Origin of the sequence: Acetobacter senegalensis (genome assembly GCF_001580995.1) — a bacterium.
GTDB lineage: Bacteria > Pseudomonadota > Alphaproteobacteria > Acetobacterales > Acetobacteraceae > Acetobacter > Acetobacter senegalensis.
Genome location: NZ_LHZU01000102.1, coordinates 1 through 26,548, shown reverse-complemented (window position 1 = coordinate 26,548; position 26,548 = coordinate 1). Strand labels below are relative to the sequence as shown.

Below are 26,548 nucleotides of genomic sequence, written 5' to 3'. Positions count from 1 at the left end.
GTTGCGGTTGCGGTTGCGGTTGCGGTTGCGGTTGCGGTTGCAGAGCGTGGAGGCAGCTTTCAGAAAAGCCGCCCCCTTTCGGTCCTGCTGCTTAGCGCAGGGCGGCGATGCCTGTCAGTTCCACGCGCCATGCGGGGTTGGCCAGTTTGGCTTCCACAGTTGCGCGGGCCGGTTTGTTGTTGCGGTCAAGCCATGCATCCCAGGCGCGGTTCATGGCGGCCATATCGCTCATGTCAGCCAGAAAGATCTGAACAGAAAGCAGGCGGCTTTTATCCGTGCCAGCCTTGGCCAGCAGGGCGTCCACCTGCCGCAGAATATCGGCCATCTGGCCTTCGGCATCCAGCGAGGCATCATCGGCTACCTGTCCGGCCAGATGCACAAGGCCGTTGTAAATAACGGCACCCGTCAGGCGTTCTTCGGGCTCAAGGCGTGTAATGGTCATGAATAAGGGCTTTCTTGGTGGGGTTTGGGGTGGCTGGAACAGAATTGGCTCAGCACAGGGGCATGTTATCAATCAGCCGCACATCGCCAAGGCTTGCAGCCACAAACAGGCGCGCAGAAGGGTCTGATGGCTGTGTGGCCTGTAGATTTTTACTGGAGCGCAGTTCAAGGTAATGCACCGTGAAGCCTGTTTCTTCCAGATCCTGCCAGCAGGTTTTCAGGCAGGTTTCCGAATTTTTCCCTGCCTTCAGTTCTGCAATGCATGTGTGCAGGCTGGCGGGCAGGTGGGCGGCGCGGGCCCGCTGAACAGGCGTTAGCCGCCTGTTGCGGGACGAAAGAGCAAGCTGGTCAGCCTCACGCACGGTGGGCACGGGCAGAATGGAGACAGGCAGATCCAGATCCTGCACCAGACGGCGCACAATGCAGAGCTGCTGAAAATCTTTTTCGCCAAAAGCGGCGATATCTGCACGGGTTTGCATGAACAGTTTGGTGACAATGGTGGCTACGCCATCAAAATGGCCTGGCCGGTCCCCCCCACACAGCATGGCGTCCAGCCCGGAAACAACCACGCGGGTTGAAAAGCCGGGGGCGTAAATCTGTGTCTCGTCTGGCGCGTAGAGTATATCCACGCCCCCCGTTTCTTCCAGCAATGCAGCATCAGCCTCCAACCCACGGGGGTAGAGGTGAAAATCATCCGGGTTGTTGAACTGGATGGGGTTTACAAAAATGGTCACAATACGCCGGGTGGCCTTGCCATCCAGCGCCTTGACCAAGGCAAGATGGCCCGCATGCAGGGAGCCCATGGTGGGCACCACGCCAATGGTTTCGCCCGCACGGTGCCATTGTGTGACAATATCAGCCAGTTCCTGTCTGGTTTTGACAAGCTTCATTAATGCGTCCTGATGAACAAAAGAAAAAGGCCGCCACGGGGCAGGATGGCGTGCTTTCCATACCCCGTGTTGGCCCGCAATGCGTGCGTTTTACGGCTTTTCTGTAAAAGGCGCCAGAAGCAGGCGGTCGGCAGGGCTCAGGCGGGCAGCAGCAGTGCTGGCCTGATGCCAGTAAGGATAAAGCAGCGGCGGTTTGCTGGCTTCATCCAGCCGCTTGATCTGATCTTCAGAAAGCGTGAGGCTGGCAGCTTTCAGGTTATCTGCAAGCTGTTCATCCGTGCGGGCGCCAATAACCACGGATGTTATGGCCGGGCGATGCATGGTCCAGGCCAGTGCCACCTGCGCGGCGGAAACACCCAGTTCTTCCCCCACAGCCACCAGCACTTCTACAATATCAAACAGCTTTTCCTTGTCATGCACCGGGGGTTCGCCCCAGTTTTCAAGCTGCCGCCCTTCTGGCATGGGCTTGTTGCGCCGATATTTGCCCGAGAGAAGCCCCCCGGCCAGCGGGCTCCAGACCTGCACGCCAATGGATTTATCCACCGCTATGGGCAGCAGTTCATACTCAGCTTCACGCGCTTGCAGGGTATAGTGAATCTGCTGGGCCACCGGGGCGATCAGGCGGTTCTGCTCAGCAATGGAGAGCGCCTTCATCAGATGCCAGCCGGAGAAGTTTGAAACACCAGCGTAGCGGATCTTGCCAGCTTTTGTTAGCGTATCCAGCGCTTCCAGCGTTTCGTCCAGCGGGGTGATGCCATCCCACTCATGCAGGTAGTAGAGATCAATGTGATCACGCCCCAGCCGTTTCAGGCTGGCTTCACAGGCGGCAATCAGATGATAGCGGGAGGAACCCTCTCCATTCGGTCCATCATCGGTGCGGAAGCGGGCCTTGGTGGTTACCAGCGCTTCCTTGGTGCGGCCCTTGAGCGCCTGCCCCAGAATGGTTTCTGATTCGCCCGAGGAATAGATGTCCGCCGTATCAAACATGTTGATCCCGGCATCCAGACATTGGTCAATCTGGCGGGAGGCACCTTTTACATCGGTGTTGCCGGTCTTGGCGAAGGCCCCTTTTCCGCCAAAGGTCATGGTTCCCAGTGTGAAGGCGGACACAAGCAGACCGGAACGGCCTAGCTGACGATATTGCACGTTTTTGTACTCCGTCACGTTTTTGTAAGCCTATACCCTTGGGGAGGGGGCGTGCCATGGCAAGGGCAGGACAGCGTAACACACGGGTTTTTGAGCCTGATGAATGGCTGCTCCGCAGAGCTTGCAAGGGCGGGAGAAAGTGGGCTGGCTCTGTTTTCTGTGGCCGCTGTGTCAGCCCGCACGGTCACGGAGGACTATAAGCGGGCGATGCCGCGCCGGGAGGAGAAGCGCATGGGGAATGGCGCAGGTATCTCCCCTTCAGCGTGGTTTCCGCACGCATAAAAAAGAGGGCGCATGGGGTGCCAAATAGGGGCCTGCAAGAGGTGAGATTTCGGGCGGGCTGTGGTAGGACCAAAGGATGTCTTACGCTGATTTTGTCCATCTCCGTGTTCATTCCGCTTACTCCCTCAGTCAGGGGGCCATTCGTGTGCCAGAACTGGCGGGGATGGCGAAAGACATGCAGATGCCCGCCGTGGCTATTACGGATTCGGGCAATCTGTTCGGGGCGTTGGAATTTTCGCAGTACTGCACCAAATCCGGCATACAGCCCATTATTGGCTGTCAGGTTGGTCTGCCATCCCGAAATGACAAACCCGGCAGCCCGGCGGAGCCCATTGTGCTTCTGGCCCAGAACGAGGTGGGGCTGACCAACCTTCAGTTTCTCTCCTCCGAAGGGTTCAAGGAATCTGATCCGTCTGACCCGACTGTGCAGTTGGAGACACTTTTCGAGAAATCGGAAGGGCTGATGCTGTTTACGGGCGGCACACGGGGGCCGCTGTTCCAGATGCTGGCGGAAGGGCAGAAGGAAGAGGCCGAACGCTGGCTGGCGCAGATGCATGAAGCGTTTGATGATCGGCTGATTGTGGAACTGCACCGCCACAATCTTGCTATTGAAAAGGCCGTGGAGCCCGGCGTTCTGGCTCTGGCCAATCAGTTTGGCCTGCCGCTGGTGGCGACCAACGAATGTTTCTTCCCCAAGCCGGAAATGTATGAAGCCCATGATGCGCTGATCTGTATTGCGCAGGGCCGCACCATGGCCGAGCGTGACCGCTGGCGCGTGACGCCGGAGCATTGGTTCAAGCCGCCTGCCGTCATGCGGGAACTGTTTGCCGATCTGCCGGATGCCTGTGACAACACGCTGGAAATTGCCCGCCGCTGCGCCGTGAAGGTGGAAACGCGCAAGCCGCTGCTGCCTATCTGCCCCAAGGTGCGTGAAGGGGCTACGGAAGATGAAACCCTGCGCGCCATGGCGTGGGAAGGGCTGGAAAAACGCCTTGCGGGCATGAACGTGGATGAGGAAACCCGCAAGAAATATAGCGATCGTCTGGCGTTTGAGCTGGATATTATCTCCAAGATGGGGTTCCCCGGTTACTTCATGATCGTTGCGGACTTCATTCAGTGGGGGAAGGCGCATGATATCCCGGTGGGGCCGGGGCGTGGGTCGGGTGCAGGTTCTCTGGCCGCATGGGCGTTGACCATCACAGATATTGATCCGCTGCCGTTCAATCTGCTGTTCGAACGGTTTCTGAATCCTGAACGTGTGTCCATGCCTGACTTTGATATCGACTTCTGTCAGGACCGGCGAGACGAGGTGATAGCCTATGTGCGGCGTGAATACGGGGCGGACCGTGTGGCGCAGATCATCACGTTCGGAAAATTGCAGGCCCGTGCTGCGGTGCGTGACGTGGGGCGTGTGCTGGGGCTGCCATATGGCATGGTCAACCGCGTTGCGGAACTGATTCCCAACAACCCCGCCAAACCTGTTACCCTGAAGGAAGCCATAGCGGGCGAGCCCAAATTGCAGGAGATGCGTGAAAGCGATGAATCGCTGCGCAGGCTTCTGGAAATTGGCCAGCAGATTGAAGGGCTTTTCCGCCACGCCAGTACACACGCCGCAGGTGTTGTGATTGGTGACCGCCCACTGGTGGAACTGGTGCCACTCTACCGAGACCCGAAGAGTGACATGCTGGTTACCCAGTATAACATGAAGTTTGTTGAACAGGCCGGGCTGGTCAAGTTCGACTTTCTGGGCCTGACAACCCTGACCATTTTGCAAAGGGGCGTTGGTTTCCTCAAGAAAATGGGCATTGAGGTTGATCTCAGCCGCATTCCGCTGAATGACCCTGCAACGTATGAAATGCTCAGCAAGGGTGACACCGCAGGCGTGTTCCAGTTTGAAGGCGCGGGTATGCGCGACGTTCTCAAACAGATGCGTCCTACCCGGCTGGAAGACCTGATTGCCGCCGTGGCGCTGTATCGTCCGGGGCCGATGGCGAACATTCCCGATTACTGCCGCCGGAAACATGGGGAGGCGTGGGAGCCCCCGCATGAGGAAATCCGCGATATTCTTGAAGAGACCTATGGCATTATGGTCTATCAGGAACAGGTGATGCAGATTGCCCAGAAAATGGCGGGCTACAGCCTTGGCGGTGCTGACCTTCTGCGCCGCGCCATGGGTAAGAAGATCCGTGCGGAAATGGATACGCAGCGCGAGATCTTTACAGAAGGGGCCGTAAAACGCGGCATTGACCGTGACAAAGCCGTTGAGGTGTTTGACCTCATGGCAAAATTTGCTGACTACGGCTTTAACAAATCACATGCGGCAGCATACGCGCTTGTTTCCTACCAAACAGCGTGGATGAAGGCTAACCACCCTGTTGCCTTCCTTGCTGGCTGTATGTCCCTTGCGCGGGAACGCACGGAAAAACTGGCGGCCCTGCGGCAGGAAGCCGAGCGCATGGGCATCAAGGTGCTGCCGCCGGATGTCAATAAATCGGAAGCCGATTTCTCGGTTGAGACATTGCCTGATGGTACCAACGGTATTCGCTACGCGCTGGCTGCCATCAAGAAGGTGGGGTTTAGCGCTATGGAGGCGCTTGTTGCCGCACGGGGCAACAAACCGTTCAAGGACATAACGGATTTTGCCACACGGGTGGACCCGAAGCAGATCAACCGCATGCAGATGGAAAATCTGGCCAAAGCGGGGGCCTTTGAGTGTCTGGATAAAAACCGGGCGCGTGTGTACCGCTCTGCTGATACCATTTTGCGGCGGGCGCAAAGTCAGGCGCAGGAAGCGGCGTCCGGCCAGATTGGCCTGTTTGGCGGCGGTGGGGACGTGGAGCCCCTGCGCATGGTGGATGGTTCCGACTGGCCGGAGTTTGAACGGCTGGCCATGGAAGCGGAAGCCATTGGCTTTCACATGACAGCCCACCCGCTAGACGCCTATGGCCCGGTTCTGCGCCGGTTGGGGGCAACAAAATCGTCAGCTCTTCTGTCTGCGGCGGAGGCCGGGGTAGGGCGTGTCAGCATTGCCGGATGTGTGGTGGACAAGAAAGAACGCCCCACGCGTACAGGCAACAAGATGGCATGGGTGCGCCTGTCTGATGCTTCCGGCGGGTGTGAAGTGACCGTGTTTTCTGAAGTGCTCAGTCGGGTGCGGGAAAGTCTAGTGCCGGGCACGGCGGTTCTGGTCAAAGCGGATCTGAAACTGGAAGGCGAAGCCCTGCGCATTACGGCCAGTGATATTATGGAACTGGAGCAGGCCGCGGCACAGGGTGCAAGCGAAATGCGCGTGTGGGTGGAGCGGGAAGATGCGCTGGCCCAACTGAGCGCCCTGCTGAACGAACAGCGCGGTGGCCCCGGCCGCATTGTGTTGATGCCGGGACTGGATGAAACCTGTGATGTGGAAGTGCGCTTGAAAGGTGGCTACCGCGTGACCCCTCTGCTTGGCCAAAAACTGAAGACGCTACCGGGTATTTCCCGTGTCGAGCAGGTGTGACGCCAGACAGAAAAATGGGGTCGGGGCTCTCTGTTTATAGCGCGGCGTGTTGGGCGAACGCACCACGCCTTTCAGGTGAGAGAACAGGCGCGAAAGACAGCGAGCCTGCGGCAGAGAGGACCGAACGTTGATCTCCTCCTCAGGCGCTTTTTATGATTTTTCGCACAGGAGCCCGAAGACAGCATGAAGAGCGTGCGTGTATGGGCGCGTGAAGTGCCATGGCGGGAGCCGGAAACGGTTTTCGCCGCATGGGGAGAGGCTCCATGGTGCGCGTTTCTGGATAGCGGTGGTCCGGTGGTGGACAGAAGTCGCTGGCAGATTTTCTGCACGGCGCCACGCCATGTTCTGAGCGTGAAAAATGGTCTGATTATTCAGGATGCCGAACCTGCTGTTCCCTTTACACCCTCCGATCTCTTCGCCCGGCTGAGGCGCATCATGCCTGCCGCCATGCGGGTGGACAACGAAACGGGCACTTATGCCCTGCCGTTTCATGGCGGATGGATTGGTTTTGCAGGGTATGGGCTAGGGCAGGTTCTGGAACAGATCAGGGTGGATGATCCTGTTTCAGATGAACCGGATTTTGCCGCCGGGTTTTATGATCACGCATTTCTGTGGGATCGTCTTGAAAGACGCGCCTTTATTACCGGGTTATTCACCAATGAAACGGAGGGCGCTCCAGCCTCCGAACCATGGCGGGCGCATGTAACAGCCTGGCATGCTCTGCCTGCGGTTTCTGCTGCCCGTGCGCCGTTGCCAGCCGTCACGTTTGTGCCGGATCAGCCACGAGAGTCCTATTGCGCGGCGGTGGCGCGGGCGCGGGATTACATTGCGGCAGGTGATATTTTTCAGGTGAACATCACAGGCCGATATGGCAGCCATTTTCCAGAAGATTTTTCAAATGTGGCGCTTTATCTGGCGCTGCGTCAGCATGCTCCGGCACCTTTTGGGGCGTATCTTGGGTGCGGGGGTGGCTATGCGCTGCATTCCACATCGCCAGAGCAGTTTTTGCAGGTGAACGCGCAACGGGGCGTTTCGTCCCGCCCTATCAAGGGCACGGCCCCACGCGGGCGCACGCCAGAGGAGGACAGCGCTTTTGCCGCCGCTCTGGCGCAGGATGAAAAAGAGCGTGCTGAGAACCTGATGATTGTGGATCTGATGCGTCATGATATCGGGCGGGTGGCGCGGGTAGGGAGCATGAGCGTGCCGGAGTTTCTGGCGGTGGAACGCTTTGCCCATGTGCATCATCTGGTGTCTGAAGTGCGGGGGGAGTTGGCCGCGGGGCGGGATGTGTTTGATCTGCTGCAAGCCACCCTGCCGCCGGGGTCTGTGACCGGCGCGCCCAAACATAGAGCCATGGAAATTATAGAAGAACTGGAAGCCTCTCCACGTGGAGCATATTGCGGCAGCGTGTTCTGCATCGGGGTGGAGGGCAGGATGGAAAGTTCCGTCATTATCCGCACGGTTACGCGCGTGGCAGACCGCCTGATGCTGGCATCGGGTGGGGGGATTACCATTCTTTCCGATCCTGAAAAGGAATATGAGGAAATGCGCTTGAAGTTGGCTCCCTTCTTTTCCTTGTTTGGTGGTGCGGCATGACGTTTGTCTGGCTGAACGGGCAGGTGTGTGAGGCCGCGCAGGCCCATGTGAGTCTGGCGGACAGAGGGCTGACGCTGGGAGACGGCCTGTTTGAAACAATACGTGTCAAGAACGGAAACCTTCTGCATCTGGACAGGCACATGCAGCGTCTGCAGGAGGGAAGTGCCGTGCTGGCTCTGCCCGTCCCTTCAGGCGAGGAGGTCGCGCAGGCTGCAAAAGCGCTTCTGGCAGCAACACGGCTGCAAAACGGCTCAGCACGCCTTACGGTGACACGGGGCGTAGGGCCGCGTGGCCTTGCCCCACCGCAGGATGTTCGGCCGACTGTTTTCATGACCGTTGCAGCAGGTACAGCGCGTGTCGCGTCCGTCTCGGTCATGACCAGCCAGTTGGTGCGGCGGGATGAGCAATCTCCGTTGAGCCGTATCAAAAGTCTGAATTATCTGCCCAATATTCTGGCACGGCAGGAGGCAGAACGGGCCGGGTATGAGGACGCGTTGCTTCTGAACGTGCAGGGGCGCGTGGCGGAAACCACCGTCAGCACGTTGGTGCTTCAGGAACAGGAAAAATTTGTCACGCCGTCTGTGGCGGAGGGGGCGTTGCCGGGGGTAGCGCGCGGCGTGCTGTTACAGACGGGCCTGATGACGGAAGAAAAGGTGGAGCAAGCACGTTTGCAGCAGGCGACCGCACTCTATCTGGTTAATAGTCTGGGGCTGCGGGTGGTTTCTTTGCTCAATGGGCAAGAAATGGCGCGCTGTTCTTCTGGTTTGCGCACATTATGCGCAGCGCTGGATGTGGCTCAGGATTGATACAAGGGTACGGAGTGGTTCCGTTGCAAGCCGAGAGTCAAAGGGCATGATCCTGTTTGCGACAATGGCCTTGGATGCTGAGGATTTTTAAACCATGCTTTCAGGAGAAAACATCTTTTCAAAGGAACTTCTGTAAAACTGGTCAGTTAGGTCAGGAGAGTTGTCTATTATAACAGCAGCACAGAGAGACCAACCATGGCTATCCGCTTACATTCGCTTCTGCTGGGAGCAGCGCTTATTACAGCCCCGGCATTTGCTCTGGCCCAGGACGACAGCAGCAAGCCGCCTACGGCTGATTCCGCAGCTTCACAGGTTGGCAAACCGCCTCCGGCAGCGGTGGATAAAAACGGCAAACGGATTGATCCTTCCAAAAAACTCTGGACCAACCCGCGCACGGAGGCCGAACAGCCGGGCACCCAGCCTCCGCCCAATGACAAACCTGCGGGCACAACGGAAAGCAACAAGCAATCCACCACGCCACCGCACGCCTATCAGCCCGGCAAGTATCAGAACGGCAAATATAGCCGCCAGCGGCCAACGCCCCCACATACCGAAACTCAGCCACAGAACTGAGGGCACGCTCCACTGTTAAGGAGGGGGGGTAGGCTTCTTTTGGAAGCTGTTCCCACCTGCGGGCGGAGTTTCGAGTGTTTCCCGTATTTCCTGCCAGACAGGCTGCCGTTTCCGTTCTGCATATGGGCTTGCCCTGCGGGACGGCAAGGCAGCTTTTTTGCGTGACGTGATAGGCACGCCTCTTCTTCATGGGCTAATCTGGCATGCAGAGGCCGGGGTTGTATGATGGCAACCACAGGCTCAATCGTAACATGCAGGAATTGTGTGAGGTTGTGTTCGCACCGAACAGCAGCCTCTGGTCATGGGAAAGGACGGGCACGCCATGCTGGTGGAAGCTTCTCGGAGTGAAACGGCTCAACAGGCTGAAGCGCCGGAATATGATCTTCGGCAGATCGATAGTAATCCGAATTTCTGGTACCCGGTGGCGTGGGCGCACAAGGTGCGTCCGGGCAAGGCTTTTCCCACCCGCTATGCTGGCCACCCCATTGCGCTGATCCGCCCGGAAAAAGGGCCGGTTTATGCACTGGAAGACCGTTGCGCGCATCGTCAGGTACCCTTGAGCAAAGGGCTGGTGGAAGGCGACTGCATCAAGTGCTGTTATCATGGCTGGGCGTTTGACCGCGCAGGCAAATGCGTGACCGTGCCATACCTGAACCGTTCGGATGTGGGGCGGCCCGTGCGGGCGTATCCGTGCCGGGAAAAGGCGGGCCTGATTTTCATTTTCCCCGGAGATCCCGCTCTGGCCGAGACTGTGCCGGTGCCGGATATCGCGCAGGTAGGGAATCCGGAATACAAGACGCGCCAGTTCGGCCCGCGTCTGAAATGCCACTACACCTTCATGCATGAAAACCTGATGGACATGAATCATCAGTTTCTGCACCGCCGCCAGATGGGCTCCATCACGGCGCGTTTTCTGGGGCAGGACAAGGGCGAGAACTTTCTGGAAGCCCGTTACAGCTTTGCCCGCAAGGGCGGCAACCAGCCGCTGGCCGAAGCCCTGATTTTTGGCAAGCACCACGATCTGGAGGGGCGGGAGCAGCCGGTGGAGGAAGTGGTGTCCATCCGCACCACCTACCCGTATCAGACCCTGAAAATTCATGACAAGGACGGCGATCTGATCATGGATCTATGGGCCTGTTACGTGCCGCTGGGGTCTGACCAGCAGGGCACGCAGGCGTTTGGTCTGTTGTCTGTCAAGAAACCCAAATGGGGTTTTCTGCTTGATCTGGCATGGCCCGCGCTGGGGCTGTTCACGCACCGTATCTTTGAAGAAGACCGCGAGATTGTGGAGCTTGAGCAGAAAGCATGGCGTGAACTGGGTGGGGACCACAATGTGGAAGTGTTCCCCATTGTTAAGGCGCTGCGGGCTCTGCTGGCCCGTGGGGGCGTGCCCAACAAGGCAGCCAGACCGCTGAAAAAGGGCTGAAAACACACTTTTTGCCTTGCATGGGCCAGCGAAAACCGCCATATCGGCATCGCTTGGCCCAGGCCGGGACGACGCACGCGAAGCCTTCACCCTCTGGTGTCCTGTTCACGCAGGGCAGTGCTTCGCGGAGGATTAACCAGAATGGTAGGAAAAACGCCCCATGGCGATGCCTGATTTCACACTCCGTCAGCTTCTGGAAGCTGGCGTTCACTTTGGTCACCACACCCGCCGGTGGAACCCGCGCATGGAGCCGTATCTGTTCGGCGTGCGCAACCAGGTTCACATCATTGACCTGCAGCAGACCGTTGGCCTGCTTGACCGCGCCCTGCAGGCAATCCGCAACACTGTTGCCGGTGGTGGCCGCGTTCTGTTTGTTGGCACCAAGCGCGCCGCAGCTGAACCGATTGCTGAAGCCGCCAAGCGGTGTGGCCAGTATTATGTGAACCACCGTTGGCTGGGCGGTATGCTCACCAACTGGAAGACCATCACAGGTTCCATCAAGCGTCTGCGCCAGATTGAAGAAATGCTGGACGGCGGCACGGCCGGTCTGACCAAGAAAGAAATTCTTGATATGACCCGCGACCGCGACAAGCTGGAACGCTCCCTGGGTGGTATCAAGGAAATGGGCGGCCTGCCCGATATCCTGTTCATCATCGACACCAACAAGGAAAAGCTGGCTGTTGAAGAAGCCAACAAGCTGGGTATTCCGGTTGTGGCCATTCTGGACAGCAACTCTGATCCGAAGGGCGTGACCTTCCCGATTCCGGGGAATGATGACGCCATCCGCGCGATCTCCCTGTACTGTGATCTGGTGTCCTCCGCTGTTCTGGACGGGATTTCCGCTGAACTCGGCGCTTCTGGCCAGGATTTCGGTGCTGCTGAAGAGCTGCCGATTGATCCGGCTCTGGAAACGGAAGCAGCTCCTGCTGCTGAAGCTCCGGCTCCGGCTGCAAACTGAAGTTGACTGACAGGCGGGCCTTTTGCCCGCCTGTTTCAGATGAGATGGGTGCCTGCGCGCAGGCACAAACAGCCCGGTGCGCGCCCCTACACGGGCGCGTTCCGGTTTTTAAGGAGTGACAGATATGGCGGCTATTACCGCTGCACTGGTGAAGGAACTGCGCGAAAAGACCGGCGCAGGCATGATGGACTGCAAAAAAGCGCTGAACGAAGCCAATGGTGAAATTGAAGGCGCCATTGACTGGCTGCGCACCAAAGGTCTGGCTGCTGCTGCCAAGAAGTCCGGCCGTACCGCTGCTGAAGGTCTGGTAGGCGTTGCGTCTGAAGACAAGAAAGCCTCCATGGTTGAGGTGAACGCCGAAACCGACTTTGTGGCCCGTAACGAAGCCTTCCAGAACTTTGTGGAAAGCGTTGCCAAGGTTGCCCTGAAGGTTGGCGAAGATCTGGAAGCCATCAAGGCCGCTACACTGGAAACCGGCCGCACGGTTGCTGATGAACTGACGCACCTGATTGCCACCATTGGCGAAAACATGTCCCTGCGTCGCGCCCGTGTGTTCACGGTGCCGTCTGGCGTTGTGGCAACCTATGTGCACGGCGCGCTGCGTCCGGGCCTGGGCAAGATTGGTGTTCTGGCTGCCATTGAAGCCCCCACGGCTGATGATGCCATTGAACAGCTTGGCCGTCAGGTTGGCATGCATGTTGCTGCTACCCGTCCGTCCTCTCTGGATGTGACCAGCCTGGACCCGGAAGAAGTTGAGCGTGAACGCGCTGTTCTGGTTGAACAGGCTCGCGCTTCTGGTAAGCCGGAAGCGATCATCGAAAAGATGATCGAAGGCCGTATCCGCAAGTTCTATGAAGAAGTTGTTCTTCTGGAACAGGTGTGGGTGCATGATGGCGAAACCCGCGTGAAGAACGTGCTGGAAAAAGCTGGCGTGAAGCTGGTTGGCTTTGACCGCTTCCAGCTGGGTGAAGGCATTGAAAAAGAAGCCGATGACTTTGCTGCTGAAGTAGCGAAAGTCTCTGGCGTCTGATTTCAGGCGAACCTGACTAATGCAACAGGGCGGGACTTCCCAGGATAGGGAGGCTCCCGCCCTTGTGCTTTCTGCCTTCCCGTTGGGGGAGGTCAACGCCCGCGTGCATGTGCTGACCGAAGAGAATGGTCTGGTGCATGGCGTGGCGTACGGCGCACGCTCCCGTGCAGGGAGTGCGCTGTGGCAACCGGGCAATGTGGTGAAAACCCGGTTTCAGACCCGCAGCGCAGGCACCATGCCCCGCCTGTCTGGCGAAATGCTGTACGGGTGTGGTTTTCGGCTGCTGGATGCGCCGCTGGCTTTGTCCATGATGCAGTCTGTGTGCGTTTTGGCTGATACGGCCCTGCCAGAAGGCGAGCCTTGCCCGGTTCTGTTTGCCCATACTCTGAAATTGCTGACTTTTCTGGGAATGGACCCTGCCGTGTCCGAACAGGAAGGGTTGCCGCATGTTGTGCGGTGGGAACTGGCGCTTCTGGCCGATCTGGGGTTCGGGCTGGATCTCTCCCGTTGCGCGGTGACAGGGGCGACGGAGGGACTGGCCTATGTTTCCCCGCGCACGGGCAAGGCCGTGACGGAAGAGGGTGCCGGGGAGTGGAAAGACCGCCTGCTGCCGCTCCCGGCGTTTCTGCTGTCTGATGAAGAGACCGGCACGAAGCAGGACTGGTTGGCTGGCCTCCGTCTGACCAGTTATTTTTTGGCGCGGGACGCCTACGGGCAACGCCATAGACCCATGCCCGCAGCGCGGGAACGGCTGGAAGAGCGTGTGGCGCGTCTGGCCGATGCCGAAGAAAAGGCGGAGGCGCTTGTTGAGCATGATCAGCCGCCCGAAAAAAGTGCTGACCCTTCCGAGTGAGGGGAATGAAGATCACTCCCGCAGGGGAATAAGCCCCCGTTCTCTCATAACGCCTCCTTCAGCAGTTTCTGGATGTTAACTGATGAATGACTGCTCGTGCAGGAACTGTTCCGCCAGATGGGGCCATGTAAGGGTTGGGGTGCCGGGGCGGCCTAGCCCGAAGCCATGACCACCGGTGGCAAAAAGGTGCCGGGTGACAGGCACGGCATTCTGCTGACACGCTTGCTCTAACAGGGCTGTCTGGCCCGGGGCGGCAATCGGGTCATCCGCTGCTTGAACCAGAAAGAACGGCGGGCTGCCGTGCCGTATGTAAGGGGGAATGGACCATGCCCGCGCATCTGCCTGCGTTGGGTGCGGGCCGAGTAATGTGCGGCTTGTATGCGTATGGTTATATGGCGGTTCCAGAGAAATGATGGGATAGGCGAGGAGGGCCAGCGCTACCTTGACGGGGGCGGTGTCTGCGGTATCCGTGGGGGAGTAGGTCTGCCAATCAGGGCGGGTGGCGCATAACCCCAGCAAATGTCCTCCGGCAGAAAATCCCAGAATACCAATGCGGTCAGGGTCAATGCCATACTGGCGGGCATGGGTGCGGAGCAGCCGTATGGCGCGTTGGGCGTCCTGAAAGGGCGCGAGGGACGCCGCATGCCATCCTTCTTCTGGTAGCCGGTAAGTGAGCACCCCTACGGTTATGCCAAGTTTTTGCAGCCAGCGTGTGGCAGGCGTGGCTTCCTTGCGTTGCGTGATGTGCTGATATCCTCCCCCTGCCGCTACGATCATGGCCGCGCCATTGGGGCGGGCCGGACGGTAGATCTGAAGCACAGGGTCGGAAATGTCTGTCAGAGAGCCGGTGGGGGAAAGATGTGGCGTGTGATTGTCCGGGCCGCCTCCGCCGGGCGGTGTGGTGGGCCATAAGGGAAGCACCGTTGCATCGGGCAGGGAGAGAAGGGGGGGCGCAGGCGTTTCAGCCCGCGCGCGGCTTCTGGCGATCACGCAGGAGGCTGTGCCTGTCAGAACCGTTCTGCGCGTAAGCCGGGGCATGGGGTGTCCTCAAGAAAAAGCGGTGGGGAAGAAACCGGCGGCACAGGCCAAAGAAAGCCTATCACCTTTTCCGACTCTTTGCTGAGGGCTGGAACAAAAGGGCAAGCAACGCTATGTGTCCAGGCGGGCGAGAGCCTGCACAGTGTCCGGGGAGCAGGAAATGAGCGAGACGTTTGAAGGCCATGTGGAAGAGACCAAGCTGGCGGATGCGCTGAGCGAACGGTATCTGGCCTATGCGCTGTCCACTATCATGTCCCGCTCTCTGCCGGATGTGCGTGATGGGTTGAAGCCGGTGCACCGGCGGTTGGTGTATGCCATGCACCAGTTGAAGCTGGACCCCTCGGCGGGCTTCAAGAAGTGCGCCCGCGTGGTGGGGGATGTGATTGGTAAGTTCCACCCCCATGGCGATGCCTCTGTTTATGAAGCGCTCGTGCGTCTGGCGCAGGATTTTGCCGCCCGCTACCCGCTGGTGGAAGGTCAGGGCAATTTTGGCTCGATTGACGGCGATAACGCTGCGGCCATGCGATACACTGAGGCCCGGCTGACTGAAGTTGCCCGCGCGCTGCTGGATGGCATTGAAAACGATGCCGTGGATTTCCGCCCCACCTATGATGGAGAGGAGCAGGAGCCGGTTGTGCTTCCGGCGGCCTTCCCGAACCTGCTGGCCAATGGGGCATCCGGTATTGCGGTGGGTATGGCCACCAGTATTCCCCCGCACAACGCGGCGGAAGTGTGCGCTGCTGCTGCCTTGCTGGTACGCAAGCCCCAGAGCACCACGGAAGACCTGCTGAAGCTGATGCCGGGCCCGGATTTCCCCACCGGTGGTCTGATTGTTGAAGATTCCGACGCCATTCTGAAAGCCTATGAGACCGGGCGCGGCAGCTTCCGCATGCGTGCCCGCTGGGAAGTGGAGCAGGGCCGGTTTGGCACGTGGCAGATCATTGTTACGGAAATTCCGTATCAGGTGCAGAAATCACGCCTGATCGAGCAGGTGGCTGACCTGCTGGAGCAGAAAAAGCTGCCGCTGCTGGGGGATATCCGGGATGAAAGCACGGATGTGATCCGGCTGATTCTGGAGCCCAAAACCCGCGGGATCGAACCAGAAGTGCTGATGGAAACCATGTTCCGGGCCACGCAGCTTGAAAGCAGGTTTGGCCTGAACATGAACGTGCTGGGCGCAGACCGTGCCCCCGGTGTGCTGGGCCTGAAGGATGTGCTGCAGGCGTGGCTGGACCACCGGCACGAGGTTCTGGAACGTCGCACCCGCCACCGTCTGGACGCTGTGGAGCGGCGGCTGGAAATTCTCAGCGGCTTCCTGGCAGTGTATCTCAATCTGGATGAGGTGATCCGTATTATCCGGGAAGAGGATGACGCTAAGGCCTGTCTGATCAGCACGTTCACGCTTACGGATATGCAGGCCGAGGCGGTGCTCAACATGCGCCTGCGTAGCCTGCGCAAGCTGGAAGAGCTCGAAATCCGCAAGGAGTATGACAAGCTTTCCGCTGAGCGGGATGATCTACTCAAGCTGCTGGGTGATGAAAAACTGCGCTGGTCCCGCATTGGCCGCGAACTGGATGGCATGGTCAAACAGTTTGGGGCCGGTGCACTGGGGCAGCGCCGCAGCACGCTGCTGTCCGCGCCCAAGCCGGTTGATATCTCCGTGGTGGAAACGGTGGAGCGCGAACCCATTACCCTGATCCTGTCTCAGAAAGGGTGGGTGCGTGCTATCAAAGGGCATGCCATTGATCTGGAAAACCAGAAGTTCAAGGAAGGCGATGGTCTGAAACTGGCGGTGCCCTGCCAGACGACAGACAAACTGTGCTTCTTTGGCACGGACGGGCGGGCCTTTACCCTCAAGGGGGCGGATCTGCCGCGTGGCCGTGGTGATGGCCAGCCGGTGCGCCTGCTGTTTGATCTGGGTAATGATGAAGATCTGATAGCGGTTTTTGCAGTCAAGGAAGGGGCAAAACGGCTTGTGGCATCCAGCGCAGGGCGCGGCATGCTGGTGGAAGAAGACAGCATGGTGGCCGAAAAACGCTCTGGCCGTCAGGTGCTGAACCTGAAGGAAGGCGAATACGCCAAGATTTGCAGCCCGGCGGAGGGTGATCAGGTTGCTGTGTTAGGCGATAATCGCCGCTTCCTGATTTTCCCGGCTGAGCAGTTGCCCGTCATGGGCCGGGGGCTGGGCGTGGCGTTGCAGAAATATGCAGATGGCGGCCTGCGGCAGGCCATGGTGTTCTCCTCCACGGATGGGCTGCTCTGGCCCGGTGCCGTGCGCGTTCGCCAGTTTGCTGATTTGCAGGAATGGGTGGGCAAACGTGCTGCGGTAGGCAAAAACGCTCCCGCCTGGGCTCTGAAAAAGGCCTGAGCGGGTAAGGGGTATGGCAGAACAGTCATCCCCTGGTCGTGTTCCTCAGTGCAGTCTGAATAGTCAGCACATAAGGGCCAGATAGAACGTTTTGAAGCTGAAAAGCGGATGTCGAAGCGTGTGGGCCGCGCATCTGGACGACGATAGCCTTCACCGTGCGTTATAGCGGGGCGGAGATCCAACGCACGCAGCCGCTACGGTGCTGGCCGAGTGCGATTTAGGTGTTTCGCCCCGCAAAAATCTGTCCGGCTGACGCGACAGGTTTTTTTACACTCGTTTTATTCTGGTTCTCGTCGTTCTTCTGGCGGCGGGTTGTCCGGGTCAAGCGTGTGCCATGTGCCCTGACTGAGAATTTCGGCAGGGTGGTAGCGGGATTTGTAGGACATCTTCCGGCTTTTCTGCACCCAGTAGCCCAGATACAGATAAGGTAGTCCCAGCCGCTCCGTTTCACGGATCAGGGCCAGAATGGCAAAGCTGCCCAGGGAGCGGTGGGGTGCCGCGGGTTCATAAAAACTGTAAACGGCTGAAAGACCATCCTCTAGTTGGTCGACAAGGCTGACGGCCAGAAGCTGGCGGGTGGTATCCCGGAATTCCACCACCATGGTCTGTACCGTCGTGTCCTCAATCATGCCGCGATATTCTTCGGCATTCATGTCGGCCATGTCGCCTTCTGCGTGGCGGGCGCTCTGGTAACGGGTAAACAGATCATACTGTTCTTCCGTCGCCTTGGGGGCGGTGCAGGTAGCGGTCAGATCAGCATTGCGGCGCAGGGTGCGTTTTTGCGTGCGGTCTGGCGTAAAGCGCGCAACAGGCAGGCGGATGGGAATACAGGCGGCGCAGGTGGCGCATACGGGGGCATAGGCCAGTGTGTGGCTGCGCCTGAACCCCACGCGGGAGAGGCGGCTGTGCAGGGCATCTGCCGCAGGCACATTCAGATCAGCAATAACCTTCCGCTCCATCTGCCCCGGCAGATAGGGGCACGGCTGCGGTGCTGTGGTGTAGAAAAACTGCGGATGTCGCAGCGAGGAAACCATATCATCCTGTCCGGCAAAGATTGGAGCGGGCTGGGGCGCCGCCTAACAGCCTGCCGGACAAGTGTAACAGCATGCTGGCCCGACGCGCACTCTGTTTCAACACCAACAGAGTGCGCAGGGTTTAACCTTGACGTGAAATAAAAACGGATCAGACGCCGTAGGTCTGTTTGATCCGTTCTGCGGCTTCAACCGCAAAGTAAGTCAGAATGCCGTTGGCACCCGCACGGCGGAAGGCCAGAAGGCTTTCCATCACGGCGCGTTCATGGTCCAGCCAGCCATTACGGATGGCGGCCATCAGCATCGCATACTCGCCAGACACCTGATAGGCATAGGTGGGCACGGCAAATGTGTCCCGCACGCGGCGGATGATGTCCAGATACGGCATGCCGGGTTTGACCATGACCATATCTGCGCCTTCAGCAATATCCATCTCCACTTCGCGGAGGGCTTCATCACTGTTGGCGGGGTCCATCTGATAGGTTTTCTTGTCACCCTTCAGCATACCGCCAGAACCCAGCGCATCACGGAACGGGCCGTAGAAGGCACTGGCGTATTTGGCGGCATAGGACATGATACGGGTGTTCAGCAGCCCGGCTTCATCCAGCGCCACGCGCATGGTGCCAATGCGGCCATCCATCATGTCAGACGGGGCGATGATATCTACACCCGCAGCGGCCTGATTGATGGTCTGTTGCGTCAGAATGGTGACGGATTCCTCATTCACCACATACCCATCGCGGATCACGCCATCATGGCCGTGGCTGGTGTAGGGGTCCAGCGCCACATCCCCGATCAGCCCCACATTGGGGAATTCCTTTTTCAGCAGGCGGGCGGCCCGGCACATCAGGTTATCCGGGTTCAGGGCTTCCGTACCTTCTGCATCCCGCACCTCCATAGGGGTGACGGGAAACAGCGCCACAGCGGGAATGCCCAGTTTGGCTGCCGGTTCAACGTGGGCGGCCAAGCGGTCCAGCGTAACGCGATGCACGCCGGGCATGGAGGCTACTTCTGTCACGGTGTTTGTGCCTTCCGTGAAGAAGATAGGCCAGATCAGGTTGTTGATGCCCAAAGAGGTTTCTGCAACCAGCCGACGGGTGAAATCGTCAAAACGGTTGCGACGGGGGCGGGCCAGAGGGAAGCGACCGGCCTTCATGGGCGGAATCTCCTAGCGTGTCGGCGCTCTGATACGGCCGGGCAAGGAGAGTGCGACCGAATACAGGCAGGGCCAACGGGGTGAACGGCAGGGCGGAGTATGCTCTCCCTGCCGCGTTATGCAACCCCGCCCAGCGCGTATCAGGACCGTGCCAGAACGCTACGGTAACGCCCGTATCCCAGATAGATGACCATGCCGATGGCCAGCCACACCACCAGACGGATCCATGTCAGTTTGTCCAGGGAAACCATGACGGCACCGCAGCTCAGAATGCCCAGAACCGGCACAATATCCCCGCCCGGCACACGGAAGGCGCGCGGGGCGTCAGGGGATTTGCGCCGCAGGACCATCACGCCCGCACATACCAGCACAAAGGCCAGCAGGGTGCCGATGGACGTCATGTGCCCTAGTTCTGAAATGGGCAGAAAAGCGCTGAGCAGGCAGGTGAGCACCATGAAGAACAGGTTGGAGAGCCAGGGGGTCTGATACCGTGGGTGGGTTTTGCTGAACATGGGGGGCAGAAGCCCATCACGGGACATGGCGAAGAACACGCGGCTCTGGCCCAGAAGCATGCCCAGCAGCACGGAGGTAAACCCGCAGATAATGCCGATTTTTACCGCCAGTTGCAGCCACTGGTAGGGCGTGCGGTTGATGGCGGTGGCCACGGGGGCGGCATCACCCAGCATGTCCTTGTAGTTCACCAGCCCGGTCATGACGAAGGAGAACGCAATATAGGCCAGAGAGCACACCAGCAGGCTGCCCAGAATGCCGATTGGCATGTCCCGCGCCGGGTTTTTGGTTTCCTGCGCCGTGGTGGAGACGGCATCAAACCCCACATAGGCAAAGAAGATGGTGCCGGCGGCGCGCATGATGCCAGACCAGCCATAATGGCCGAATGTGCCATCATTGGGGGGAATGAACGGGTGGTAGTTGGACGGGTTGATGTAGGAAATGCCAAACCCGATGAAGGCGGCAATCACCAGCAGCTTGATGGTGACAATAACGGCATTGACCTGCGCGGACTGTGAAATACCGCGAATAAGGATCCAGGACACCAGACAGATGATAAAGGTGGCCGGAAGGTTCATCAGCCCTGTTACGGTGGAGCCATCAGCCAGTTGAATCGTTTCAAAGGGAGAAGCTGTCAGCCGGGGTGGTAGTGCCAGCCCCCACGACTCCAGCAGGGAGACAACGTAGCGTGACCAGCTTACCGCCACAGTGGCAGCGCCTACCGCGTATTCCAGCACAAGATCCCACCCGATGATCCATGCCATCAGTTCGCCTAGCGTAACGTACGCATAGGTGTAGGCGCTGCCGGCAATGGGGATCATGCTGGCCAGTTCACTGTAGCACAGGCCTGCGAATCCGCATGCGATAGCGGCAATCAAAAAGGAAATAACAACGGCCGGGCCTGCATTTTCAGATGCCGCAATACCAGTGAGGGAAAACAGACCTGCCCCGATGGTGGCGCCCACACCCAGCGCAACCAGACTGCCGGGGCCCAGAACCCTTTTAAGGCCTTGTGTGGATTCCAGCTTGTTCAAGGGCATACAGCGGGTAAAAGCCGAGGCTGCGGAAGAAGCAGGCCTTTGCGTCATTAAATTTTTCTCCTGTCAGAACCACGGCAAAAACGGTAAGAGAGCGCCGTGGTAGCCTTCTCTGCCCTATAGAGAGGCTAGTGTGCACGTCTTAGCAAGATGTGTTTTGAACGTAATGAACTGGCGCGGGGTCCATCCGGGCGGTACCCGTGCCGGGCGAAGTGATGAAATTCAAGGGAGCTCCTGATGAGCCAGACGGATCTGGATCGTTTTTTTCACGCACCGGTTACAGAAATTGATCCGGACGTTGCGGCCGCTCTGGCCAGTGAGCTGAAACGCCAGCAGGACGGCATTGAGCTGATTGCCAGCGAGAACATGGTTTCTGAAGCCGTGTTGCAGGCTCAGGGCAGTGTGCTGACCAACAAATACGCGGAAGGCTATCCCGGGCGCCGCTATTACGGTGGCTGTTCTGAAGTGGACAAGGTTGAGGTGCTGGCCATTGAGCGCGCCAAGACCCTGTTTGGCGCAGGATTTGCCAACGTGCAGCCGCATTCTGGCGCAAACGCCAACCAGGCCGCTTTCATGGCGCTGGCCAAACCGGGCGATACCGTTGTTGGTATGAGCCTGGCTGCTGGTGGCCACCTGACCCACGGTGCGGCCCCCAACTATTCCGGCAAATGGTTCAATGCCGTGCAGTACGGTGTGCGCCGTCAGGATGGCCTGCTGGACTATGACGAAATGGAACAGCTGGTTCGGGAAAGCAAACCGACCCTGATTGTTGCCGGTGGGTCTGCTTACCCGCGCATTATTGATTTTGCCCGCTTCCGCCGCATTGCTGATGAAGTTGGCGCGGCGCTGATGGTGGACATGGCGCATTTCGCTGGTCTGGTCGCTGCTGGTCTTTATCCCAACCCGATTGAGTATGCGGATGTCGTGACATCCACCACGCACAAAACTTTGCGTGGCCCGCGTGGCGGCCTGATCCTGACCAATAACGAGGCGCTGGCCAAGAAGATCAACTCCGCCGTGTTCCCTGGCTTGCAGGGTGGCCCGCTGATGCATGTGATTGCGGGCAAGGCCGTGGCGTTTGGGGAAGCCCTGCGTCCGGAATTCAAGGAATACCAGAAAGCTGTTCAGAAGAACGCGAACGTTCTGGCAGAAGTACTGGTGGAACGCGGGTTTGATATCGTGACCGGCGGCACGGATTCTCACCTGCTTCTGGTTGACCTGCGCCCCAAGAAAGTGACCGGCAAGGCCGCCGAGCAGGCTCTGGAACGCGCTGGCATTACCGCCAACAAGAATGCCATTCCGTTTGATCCGGAAAAACCCGCCATTACCTCTGGCGTGCGTCTGGGCAGCCCCGCTGCTACAGCCCGCGGTTTCCGTGAAGCCGAGTTCCGTGAAGTGGGCGAAATGATTGACGAAGTGCTGACGGCCCTTGCCGCTTCTGGCGGAGAAGGCAACGCGGAAGTGGAAAACGCCGTGCATGAACGCGTTAAAGCCCTGTGCGCCCGTTTCCCGATCTATTCCAAATAAGACGGTCTTCGTTTTACAAAACGGCAAGAAGGGGCAGGCTGCGGTCTGCCCCTTTTTTTTGTTTTGGGCGGGGAAAGCACTCGCCCCGGTGCCTCGTCTGTCATACCTGAGCAGGAGTGGGATCGGGTAGGGCCAGCCCTCATCGCCCTGAGGCCGCAAACGTGAGTGCAGCTTCATGGCCTGCCAACAGGACCCTCTTCGTGCGTTACCGTGTGGGCCGAAGACTATAGAGGCGAATATAGTGTATTGTAGAAACAGTATTTGTATCATTTCGTTTCATTGAGATAAAATATCCAGATTATAACCGTTCCGGAATAACTATTTGTAACATCTATAGTTTAACTGTTTTATTTGTTGATTTGCTGAAAAGCGTTTTTCTGCTGTTTGTTGCACGCATGTTACAGTGCGGAGCGACGCAATGAGCGCGATATTCCTCTCTTTTCCAGAGAGCATCTTCACCATTCATCATCCTGACAGATCTGGTCGTCAGCGGCAATGTTGCGGAATTGGCCTGACAGTTCTGCTGATGCCTGTGGCCTGCATCATGGCCCATGCCGCACCGGCCTCGTCTTCCACGCGCCAGTCCGGCTCCAGAACAGAAAATCTCAGGTCTTCCGCGCCCAAGACGGATATGTCTGTGCCCAACACCAGCCAGATGAAGCCGGTGGGGAAAGAGTATTTCATAACAGCCCCAGCGTTTTCCTTGCAGCCGGAGCCCCCTGCCGGGTTGAACCGTTTTGGCGCAGTGACTTTCGAGCAGAGTAACCGCAGCTTCATGCCACTGGAGACAGGCCGGACAGTGACCGCCGCCTATCCCGTGAAAGGTGTGCCGGGAATGGATCTGACCGTCAGCATGTTTGCCGGGCATCGGGAAACCAATACAGGTAGCGATGTGGGAACTGCGGCTGTCATTGCCGGGATGCGGTTCAAATGGTGAGCAGAAAAATGCCAGTTCTCCACGTGAAAGTGTCCCTATCATGACGGCGGAACGCCCCAAGACCATCTCGGCCCAGACTGTCTATGAAGGTGGAGCCCCGGATACGGCGCTTCCGGCCCTTGTGCGGCTTAATGCTTATACGCGTTTGGTTGCACTTCAGACCGGCATCCGTATTCTTTATTGGGATGCTCGCACCGAGCATGATTTCAGTTACTCGGTCAGGCATGATGATGATCTGATCTATTTTGGAGCCTACACGGGTGGCAAAGCCCATCTTGAAGCCCGGTGCCGTGATGGTCTGACACATTACGAAACGGATGGCGGTCTGCATGATGCGTACATCGCCTATCGTCCGGGGTGTCGGATTGATTTTACCAAAACGGCGGGGATGGGCGCTGGTGTGACCATTGCCCTCAGCCCTTCGGTTCTGGCTGACCTGTCTGCAGAAGATGCAGCGTGCCTCGATCAAAAACTACGGTCAGGGCACTATTTCAATCAGATCAGGGGTGGGCGGCAACTTCTTGCTTTTGCAAACGGATTGCGTGCTGTCGGCAGCACAGGCAGCACAGGCAGCACAGGCAGCACAGGCAGCACAGGTGAAGGCGAGCGACCGGGCAGCCAGTTACAGATGCTGGGGCAGAGTTTGTCTTTCATGGGGCTGCTGCTGGAACAAATGTTTCAGGGGGAAGCGTCTGATACCTCCTTATCCAGGCAGGATATACGCAGGCTGAATGATATTCGTGACATGCTGCTGGCGGATCTTGCCGCACCGCCTCGTCTGGATAAACTCGCCCGACAGGCGGGGATGAGCGTGTCCCGCCTGCAACGGTCCTTCCGCATGCTTTTTGGAACCAGTGTGTACGCCTTTTTTCAGAAGGAACGCATGCAGGAGGCGTATCGGCTACTTCTGAGTGATGAGGAGTCCATCCTTGGGATTGCGCTCCGCATGGGATACTCAAACCCCGGTCATTTTACAGCCGCTTTCCGTAAACAGTTCGGGCTCAATCCCTCAGATATTCGACAGTCCTCGCGCCTCAGGCGATAACCACAGCGCCACCCGTGTTCAAACCCGGCTCACGCCAGAACGTCTGGTGCGCCATGCGCTCGACAACATGAGGCGGCAGGATTAGCCGTTTCTGGGTGGGCTCCACACGCGGGTGGACGCTATGCAGGCCCGGTGTGTTGAGGGCAGCGTCAAATGTTGTGGTGTCCGCTGGGGCAATATGCCGGAAATCATAGGAAAAGGGCGGCAGCCCGAGCAGACGTTCCAAATGGTTCATGACACCGCTGGGAGAGGCCACAAGCCGGTCATACTCCACAACAATGACGTGGTGCGCGTAGGGGCCGAAAAATACCTCGTTCAGCAACCGCCATGCGTAGCCAAAGGCCCCCTCGCGTGAGGCCAGATAGTCAATGCGGTCATGCTGGGTGGCGCGGTGGGCCATGGGTACAAGTTTAGAACCCAGTAGAGGATCACGGGTGATCAGATGCTCGAACGAGTTGAGAATCCACACGGGGTCTCGCACACAACAAATGATTTTTGCTTGCGGGTAAAGGGTTGTCAGAAGCCCTGCATGTGCACTCCAATCCCGATTGATGTCGATCAGGAATGGGTTTTTGGCTTCTGGGTCAAGATAGGTTTGCAACACACCGCGCATGATGTTCTGCCATTGGCTTTGAGTAAACGCGGGCTGATATTCCCCCTCACTCATAAGAGACATCATGCGGATGAGCATGGGGGCGACAGGCGTGTTGTGGGCTGCGGTTTTTACATAAGGGTTCTGCCGCAGAAGTGCCGCAAGCAGCGTTGACCCGGACCGGGGTAACCCGGAGATGACATGAACGGAAGGAAGGGCGTTTGACATGCCCGTGACGTCACCCCAAAACCGTCACGTCGTCTTCCCGAAAAAAGGATTTCAGTACCCCAATCCGTTTTTTGACACTGCGGAAAGTGGCGGCTTCCGGGCCAGATTCCGGGTGATGACGTGGCGTCACCGTGCTGTAAGGGAGCGTCCGGAGAGAAAATTCCTACTGCCCGACACGTTTAATAATTGGGCCACAGGCCGGGGGTGGCAAATTCCAGAAGGTGGCCGTCGGGGTCTTCAAAATACAGGCTTCGGCCGCCTGCGGGCCATGTCATTTCACCCCGGAAGGGAACGCCTTCGGTTTGCAGATGGTGCAGCCATGGTTGGTAGCTTTCTGCAGGAATGGCGAAGGCCATGTGCAGGGGGCCTGAACCATCATGCCCCGGCACAACGCCATGGCTGTTGGGTCTGTCCGCTTTTGATGCGCCGCGTTTGAAGAGAAGCAGAACCCCCTGACGCCCAGCATCAAACACACTCAATACCTCGCCGCGCTGCATGCAGGGCAGATGGAGCACCTGTTCGTAAAACAGAACAGCGCGGGCCATGTCATCCACATAAAGCGACGTTTCAAGGAGGCCGGTAATTGTCAGGGCGGTATTGGGGGCTGTCATTTGTCCGTCCTTTAACAGTGCGTTTGTGTTGTGAAAGTCCGTGGCAAAGTGGCAAAAAGGGCGCGGAGCCCTCCCTTTTTCTCGGTAAAGCATCAGTCACACTGGCTGCGGCTGTACCTTTTCCGGCTGTAACGCATGTCTTTAACAAGCGTTTGGGGAGATCTGTTCTGTTTTTAGCTGGGGGAGTCAGGGGGTAGGAAACCCCTGTGTCAGCCCCCATGATGCAAGGGCGCTTGAGCAGGCCGCAAGAAACGACGGCAAGGCTTTCTGGTGTTGAAGCAAGCATAGTGGGCGCTTGATAGATGCTGCGGGTTCCAGAAGTTATCCGCCCTCCTTTTCTCTTTCCGAAGTTTTTGGGCGTGGCGGCGTGTCTTCAGGAGTGTTTAAAAAGCGGGGGGTGAGGGGGCTGGGACGTTTCCATGGTGCGAAGGTGGGCTGTGTGACAGAGAAGCCGTGATATGGACGGAAGAAGGAAACGCAGTTACGTGCAAGAGAAAACGCAAGACAAAGTATGGTTATTTTTGAATATATCTCTGTAGATGGTATTGAAATAATCAGATTTCAGAAGATGATTTTGTGAATGCTTCGGTAGCAAGGTTCCGCTGGATACTGCATTCCTGCGCCAGAAAATCCAGCAGGGCACGCACGGCTGGCACTAGACCACGACGGGAGGGAAAAACGGCGTGCACAATGCCAGCCCGTGGGCTCCAACCGGGGATGACGCGCACAAGCCGCCCGGCTTCAATATCCTGCCAGATCATGATGGTGGGCAGTTGCACAATGCCGGTGCCTGTCAGGGCGGCTTCACGCAGTACCGCCATGTCGTCCGTTACCAGTCGGGGTTCGTGAAAAACGGTGGCGGTCTGTCCGTCCTGACTTTCCAACAACCACGAATGCGCTCCCGGCGTGGTGTGTAGATCAAGACTGGGGAAAGCGGTCAGATCAGCCGGGGAGGCAAGGGGGTGTGGCAC

Annotated in this window: 22 protein-coding genes; 12 read left to right on the top strand and 10 right to left on the bottom strand. The window is 58.3% G+C overall.

Translation table 11 applies throughout. From position 1 onward, the window contains the following. Positions 1-91: 91 nt before the first annotated feature. The 3 genes from AD948_RS03495 to AD948_RS03485 all read right to left on the bottom strand — a co-directional run bounded on the left by AD948_RS03495 (position 92) and on the right by AD948_RS03485 (position 2,477). The gene (locus tag AD948_RS03495) at positions 92-442 is read right to left on the bottom strand and encodes a RidA family protein (RefSeq protein ID WP_061470730.1); all 351 of its coding nucleotides are present in this window, start codon (positions 440-442) and stop codon (positions 92-94) included. A 49-nt stretch (positions 443-491) separates the two neighbouring features. Continuing rightward, positions 492-1,331, bottom strand: a complete 840-nt coding sequence (panC, locus tag AD948_RS03490) for a pantoate--beta-alanine ligase (RefSeq protein ID WP_061470728.1) — start codon at positions 1,329-1,331, stop codon at positions 492-494. Positions 1,332-1,421: 90 nt separating this feature from the next. Beyond that, positions 1,422-2,477, bottom strand: a complete 1,056-nt coding sequence (locus AD948_RS03485; protein ID WP_061470732.1) for an aldo/keto reductase — start codon at positions 2,475-2,477, stop codon at positions 1,422-1,424. 358 nt (positions 2,478-2,835) lie between these two features. Here AD948_RS03485 and dnaE point away from each other — a divergent pair, with 358 nt between their 5' ends. The 8 genes from dnaE to recO all read left to right on the top strand — a co-directional run bounded on the left by dnaE (position 2,836) and on the right by recO (position 13,497). After that, on the top strand, positions 2,836-6,255 hold the full coding sequence (dnaE, locus tag AD948_RS03475) for a DNA polymerase III subunit alpha (protein WP_045542745.1): 3,420 nt from the start codon (positions 2,836-2,838) through the stop codon (positions 6,253-6,255). Positions 6,256-6,438: 183 nt separating this feature from the next. After that, entirely contained in the window at positions 6,439-7,851 is a 1,413-nt protein-coding gene (pabB, locus tag AD948_RS03470) for an aminodeoxychorismate synthase component I (RefSeq protein WP_061470725.1), read from the top strand. After that, positions 7,848-8,657 (top strand): aminotransferase class IV, encoded by an 810-nt coding sequence (locus tag AD948_RS03465; RefSeq protein WP_061470724.1) that lies wholly within the window; start codon positions 7,848-7,850, stop codon positions 8,655-8,657. The genes pabB and AD948_RS03465 overlap by 4 nt, the downstream gene beginning before the upstream one ends. Before the next feature lie 195 nt (positions 8,658-8,852). Then, a complete protein-coding gene (locus AD948_RS03460; protein ID WP_006558743.1) occupies positions 8,853-9,230 on the top strand; it encodes a hypothetical protein in 378 nt (125 codons plus the stop codon). A gap of 322 nt (positions 9,231-9,552) precedes the next feature. Continuing rightward, on the top strand, positions 9,553-10,656 hold the full coding sequence (locus tag AD948_RS03455) for an aromatic ring-hydroxylating dioxygenase subunit alpha (protein ID WP_045542748.1): 1,104 nt from the start codon (positions 9,553-9,555) through the stop codon (positions 10,654-10,656). Positions 10,657-10,816: 160 nt separating this feature from the next. Then, on the top strand, positions 10,817-11,614 hold the full coding sequence (gene rpsB / locus AD948_RS03450; RefSeq protein ID WP_039904457.1) for a 30S ribosomal protein S2: 798 nt from the start codon (positions 10,817-10,819) through the stop codon (positions 11,612-11,614). A 124-nt stretch (positions 11,615-11,738) separates the two neighbouring features. Next, positions 11,739-12,644: a translation elongation factor Ts gene (gene tsf, locus AD948_RS03445; protein WP_039904455.1), complete on the top strand. Its 906-nt coding sequence runs from the start codon at positions 11,739-11,741 to the stop codon at positions 12,642-12,644. A 19-nt stretch (positions 12,645-12,663) separates the two neighbouring features. Further along, complete coding sequence (gene recO / locus AD948_RS03440; protein ID WP_061470723.1) at positions 12,664-13,497, top strand: DNA repair protein RecO; 834 nt, start codon at positions 12,664-12,666, stop codon at positions 13,495-13,497. 75 nt (positions 13,498-13,572) lie between these two features. Here the strand turns inward: recO and AD948_RS03435 are convergent, their stop codons facing one another. After that, entirely contained in the window at positions 13,573-14,535 is a 963-nt protein-coding gene (locus AD948_RS03435) for an alpha/beta hydrolase (RefSeq protein ID WP_061470722.1), read from the bottom strand. A 160-nt stretch (positions 14,536-14,695) separates the two neighbouring features. Here AD948_RS03435 and parC point away from each other — a divergent pair, with 160 nt between their 5' ends. Next, positions 14,696-16,903 carry a DNA topoisomerase IV subunit A gene (gene parC, locus AD948_RS03430; protein ID WP_039904451.1) on the top strand — a complete coding sequence of 736 codons (2,208 nt, stop codon included), beginning with the start codon at positions 14,696-14,698 and terminating at the stop codon, positions 16,901-16,903. Positions 16,904-17,181: 278 nt separating this feature from the next. On the opposite strand, the gene AD948_RS03425 is transcribed toward parC, so the two are convergent. The 3 genes from AD948_RS03425 to AD948_RS03415 form a co-directional block, all read right to left on the bottom strand. After that, a complete protein-coding gene (locus AD948_RS03425) occupies positions 17,182-17,937 on the bottom strand; it encodes an arginyltransferase (protein ID WP_061470721.1) in 756 nt (251 codons plus the stop codon). Positions 17,938-18,085: 148 nt separating this feature from the next. After that, positions 18,086-19,090, bottom strand: a complete 1,005-nt coding sequence (hemB, locus tag AD948_RS03420; RefSeq protein WP_006558734.1) for a porphobilinogen synthase — start codon at positions 19,088-19,090, stop codon at positions 18,086-18,088. A gap of 140 nt (positions 19,091-19,230) precedes the next feature. After that, the gene (locus tag AD948_RS03415) at positions 19,231-20,688 is read right to left on the bottom strand and encodes an amino acid permease (RefSeq protein WP_061470720.1); all 1,458 of its coding nucleotides are present in this window, start codon (positions 20,686-20,688) and stop codon (positions 19,231-19,233) included. 186 nt (positions 20,689-20,874) lie between these two features. Between AD948_RS03415 and glyA the strand changes: the two genes are divergently transcribed. The 3 genes from glyA to AD948_RS18495 all read left to right on the top strand — a co-directional run bounded on the left by glyA (position 20,875) and on the right by AD948_RS18495 (position 24,146). Then, entirely contained in the window at positions 20,875-22,164 is a 1,290-nt protein-coding gene (gene glyA, locus AD948_RS03410) for a serine hydroxymethyltransferase (RefSeq protein WP_061470719.1), read from the top strand. Between the two features lie 418 nt (positions 22,165-22,582). Then, entirely contained in the window at positions 22,583-23,101 is a 519-nt protein-coding gene (locus tag AD948_RS03405; protein WP_061470718.1) for a hypothetical protein, read from the top strand. Between the two features lie 40 nt (positions 23,102-23,141). Beyond that, the gene (locus tag AD948_RS18495) at positions 23,142-24,146 is read left to right on the top strand and encodes a helix-turn-helix transcriptional regulator (RefSeq protein ID WP_061470717.1); all 1,005 of its coding nucleotides are present in this window, start codon (positions 23,142-23,144) and stop codon (positions 24,144-24,146) included. On the opposite strand, the gene AD948_RS03395 is transcribed toward AD948_RS18495, so the two are convergent. From AD948_RS03395 to AD948_RS03385, 3 genes are all read right to left on the bottom strand, one after another. Beyond that, entirely contained in the window at positions 24,136-24,966 is an 831-nt protein-coding gene (locus tag AD948_RS03395) for a sulfotransferase family protein (RefSeq protein WP_061470716.1), read from the bottom strand. The two genes, AD948_RS18495 and AD948_RS03395, sit on opposite strands and share 11 nt — an antisense overlap. A gap of 179 nt (positions 24,967-25,145) precedes the next feature. After that, complete coding sequence (locus AD948_RS03390) at positions 25,146-25,577, bottom strand: VOC family protein (RefSeq protein ID WP_061470715.1); 432 nt, start codon at positions 25,575-25,577, stop codon at positions 25,146-25,148. A 554-nt stretch (positions 25,578-26,131) separates the two neighbouring features. Continuing rightward, the coding region (locus AD948_RS03385; RefSeq protein WP_248845906.1) for a LysR substrate-binding domain-containing protein at positions 26,132-26,548 on the bottom strand (417 nt) is incomplete at its 5' end.

What these genes read in the sequence shown, in the direction of transcription:
- AD948_RS03495 (WP_061470730.1), bottom strand. Translation starts at nt 442, where the DNA reads ATGACCATTACACGCCTTGAGCCCGAAGAACGCCTGACGGGTGCCGTT.
- panC (WP_061470728.1), bottom strand. Translation starts at nt 1,331, where the DNA reads ATGAAGCTTGTCAAAACCAGACAGGAACTGGCTGATATTGTCACACAA.
- dnaE (WP_045542745.1), top strand. Translation starts at nt 2,836, where the DNA reads ATGTCTTACGCTGATTTTGTCCATCTCCGTGTTCATTCCGCTTACTCC.
- pabB (WP_061470725.1), top strand. Translation starts at nt 6,439, where the DNA reads ATGAAGAGCGTGCGTGTATGGGCGCGTGAAGTGCCATGGCGGGAGCCG.
- AD948_RS03465 (WP_061470724.1), top strand. Translation starts at nt 7,848, where the DNA reads ATGACGTTTGTCTGGCTGAACGGGCAGGTGTGTGAGGCCGCGCAGGCC.
- AD948_RS03460 (WP_006558743.1), top strand. Translation starts at nt 8,853, where the DNA reads ATGGCTATCCGCTTACATTCGCTTCTGCTGGGAGCAGCGCTTATTACA.
- AD948_RS03455 (WP_045542748.1), top strand. Translation starts at nt 9,553, where the DNA reads ATGCTGGTGGAAGCTTCTCGGAGTGAAACGGCTCAACAGGCTGAAGCG.
- rpsB (WP_039904457.1), top strand. Translation starts at nt 10,817, where the DNA reads ATGGCGATGCCTGATTTCACACTCCGTCAGCTTCTGGAAGCTGGCGTT.
- tsf (WP_039904455.1), top strand. Translation starts at nt 11,739, where the DNA reads ATGGCGGCTATTACCGCTGCACTGGTGAAGGAACTGCGCGAAAAGACC.
- recO (WP_061470723.1), top strand. Translation starts at nt 12,664, where the DNA reads ATGCAACAGGGCGGGACTTCCCAGGATAGGGAGGCTCCCGCCCTTGTG.
- AD948_RS03435 (WP_061470722.1), bottom strand. Translation starts at nt 14,535, where the DNA reads ATGCCCCGGCTTACGCGCAGAACGGTTCTGACAGGCACAGCCTCCTGC.
- parC (WP_039904451.1), top strand. Translation starts at nt 14,696, where the DNA reads ATGAGCGAGACGTTTGAAGGCCATGTGGAAGAGACCAAGCTGGCGGAT.
- AD948_RS03425 (WP_061470721.1), bottom strand. Translation starts at nt 17,937, where the DNA reads ATGGTTTCCTCGCTGCGACATCCGCAGTTTTTCTACACCACAGCACCG.
- hemB (WP_006558734.1), bottom strand. Translation starts at nt 19,090, where the DNA reads ATGAAGGCCGGTCGCTTCCCTCTGGCCCGCCCCCGTCGCAACCGTTTT.
- AD948_RS03415 (WP_061470720.1), bottom strand. Translation starts at nt 20,688, where the DNA reads ATGACGCAAAGGCCTGCTTCTTCCGCAGCCTCGGCTTTTACCCGCTGT.
- glyA (WP_061470719.1), top strand. Translation starts at nt 20,875, where the DNA reads ATGAGCCAGACGGATCTGGATCGTTTTTTTCACGCACCGGTTACAGAA.
- AD948_RS03405 (WP_061470718.1), top strand. Translation starts at nt 22,583, where the DNA reads ATGAGCGCGATATTCCTCTCTTTTCCAGAGAGCATCTTCACCATTCAT.
- AD948_RS18495 (WP_061470717.1), top strand. Translation starts at nt 23,142, where the DNA reads ATGACGGCGGAACGCCCCAAGACCATCTCGGCCCAGACTGTCTATGAA.
- AD948_RS03395 (WP_061470716.1), bottom strand. Translation starts at nt 24,966, where the DNA reads ATGTCAAACGCCCTTCCTTCCGTTCATGTCATCTCCGGGTTACCCCGG.
- AD948_RS03390 (WP_061470715.1), bottom strand. Translation starts at nt 25,577, where the DNA reads ATGACAGCCCCCAATACCGCCCTGACAATTACCGGCCTCCTTGAAACG.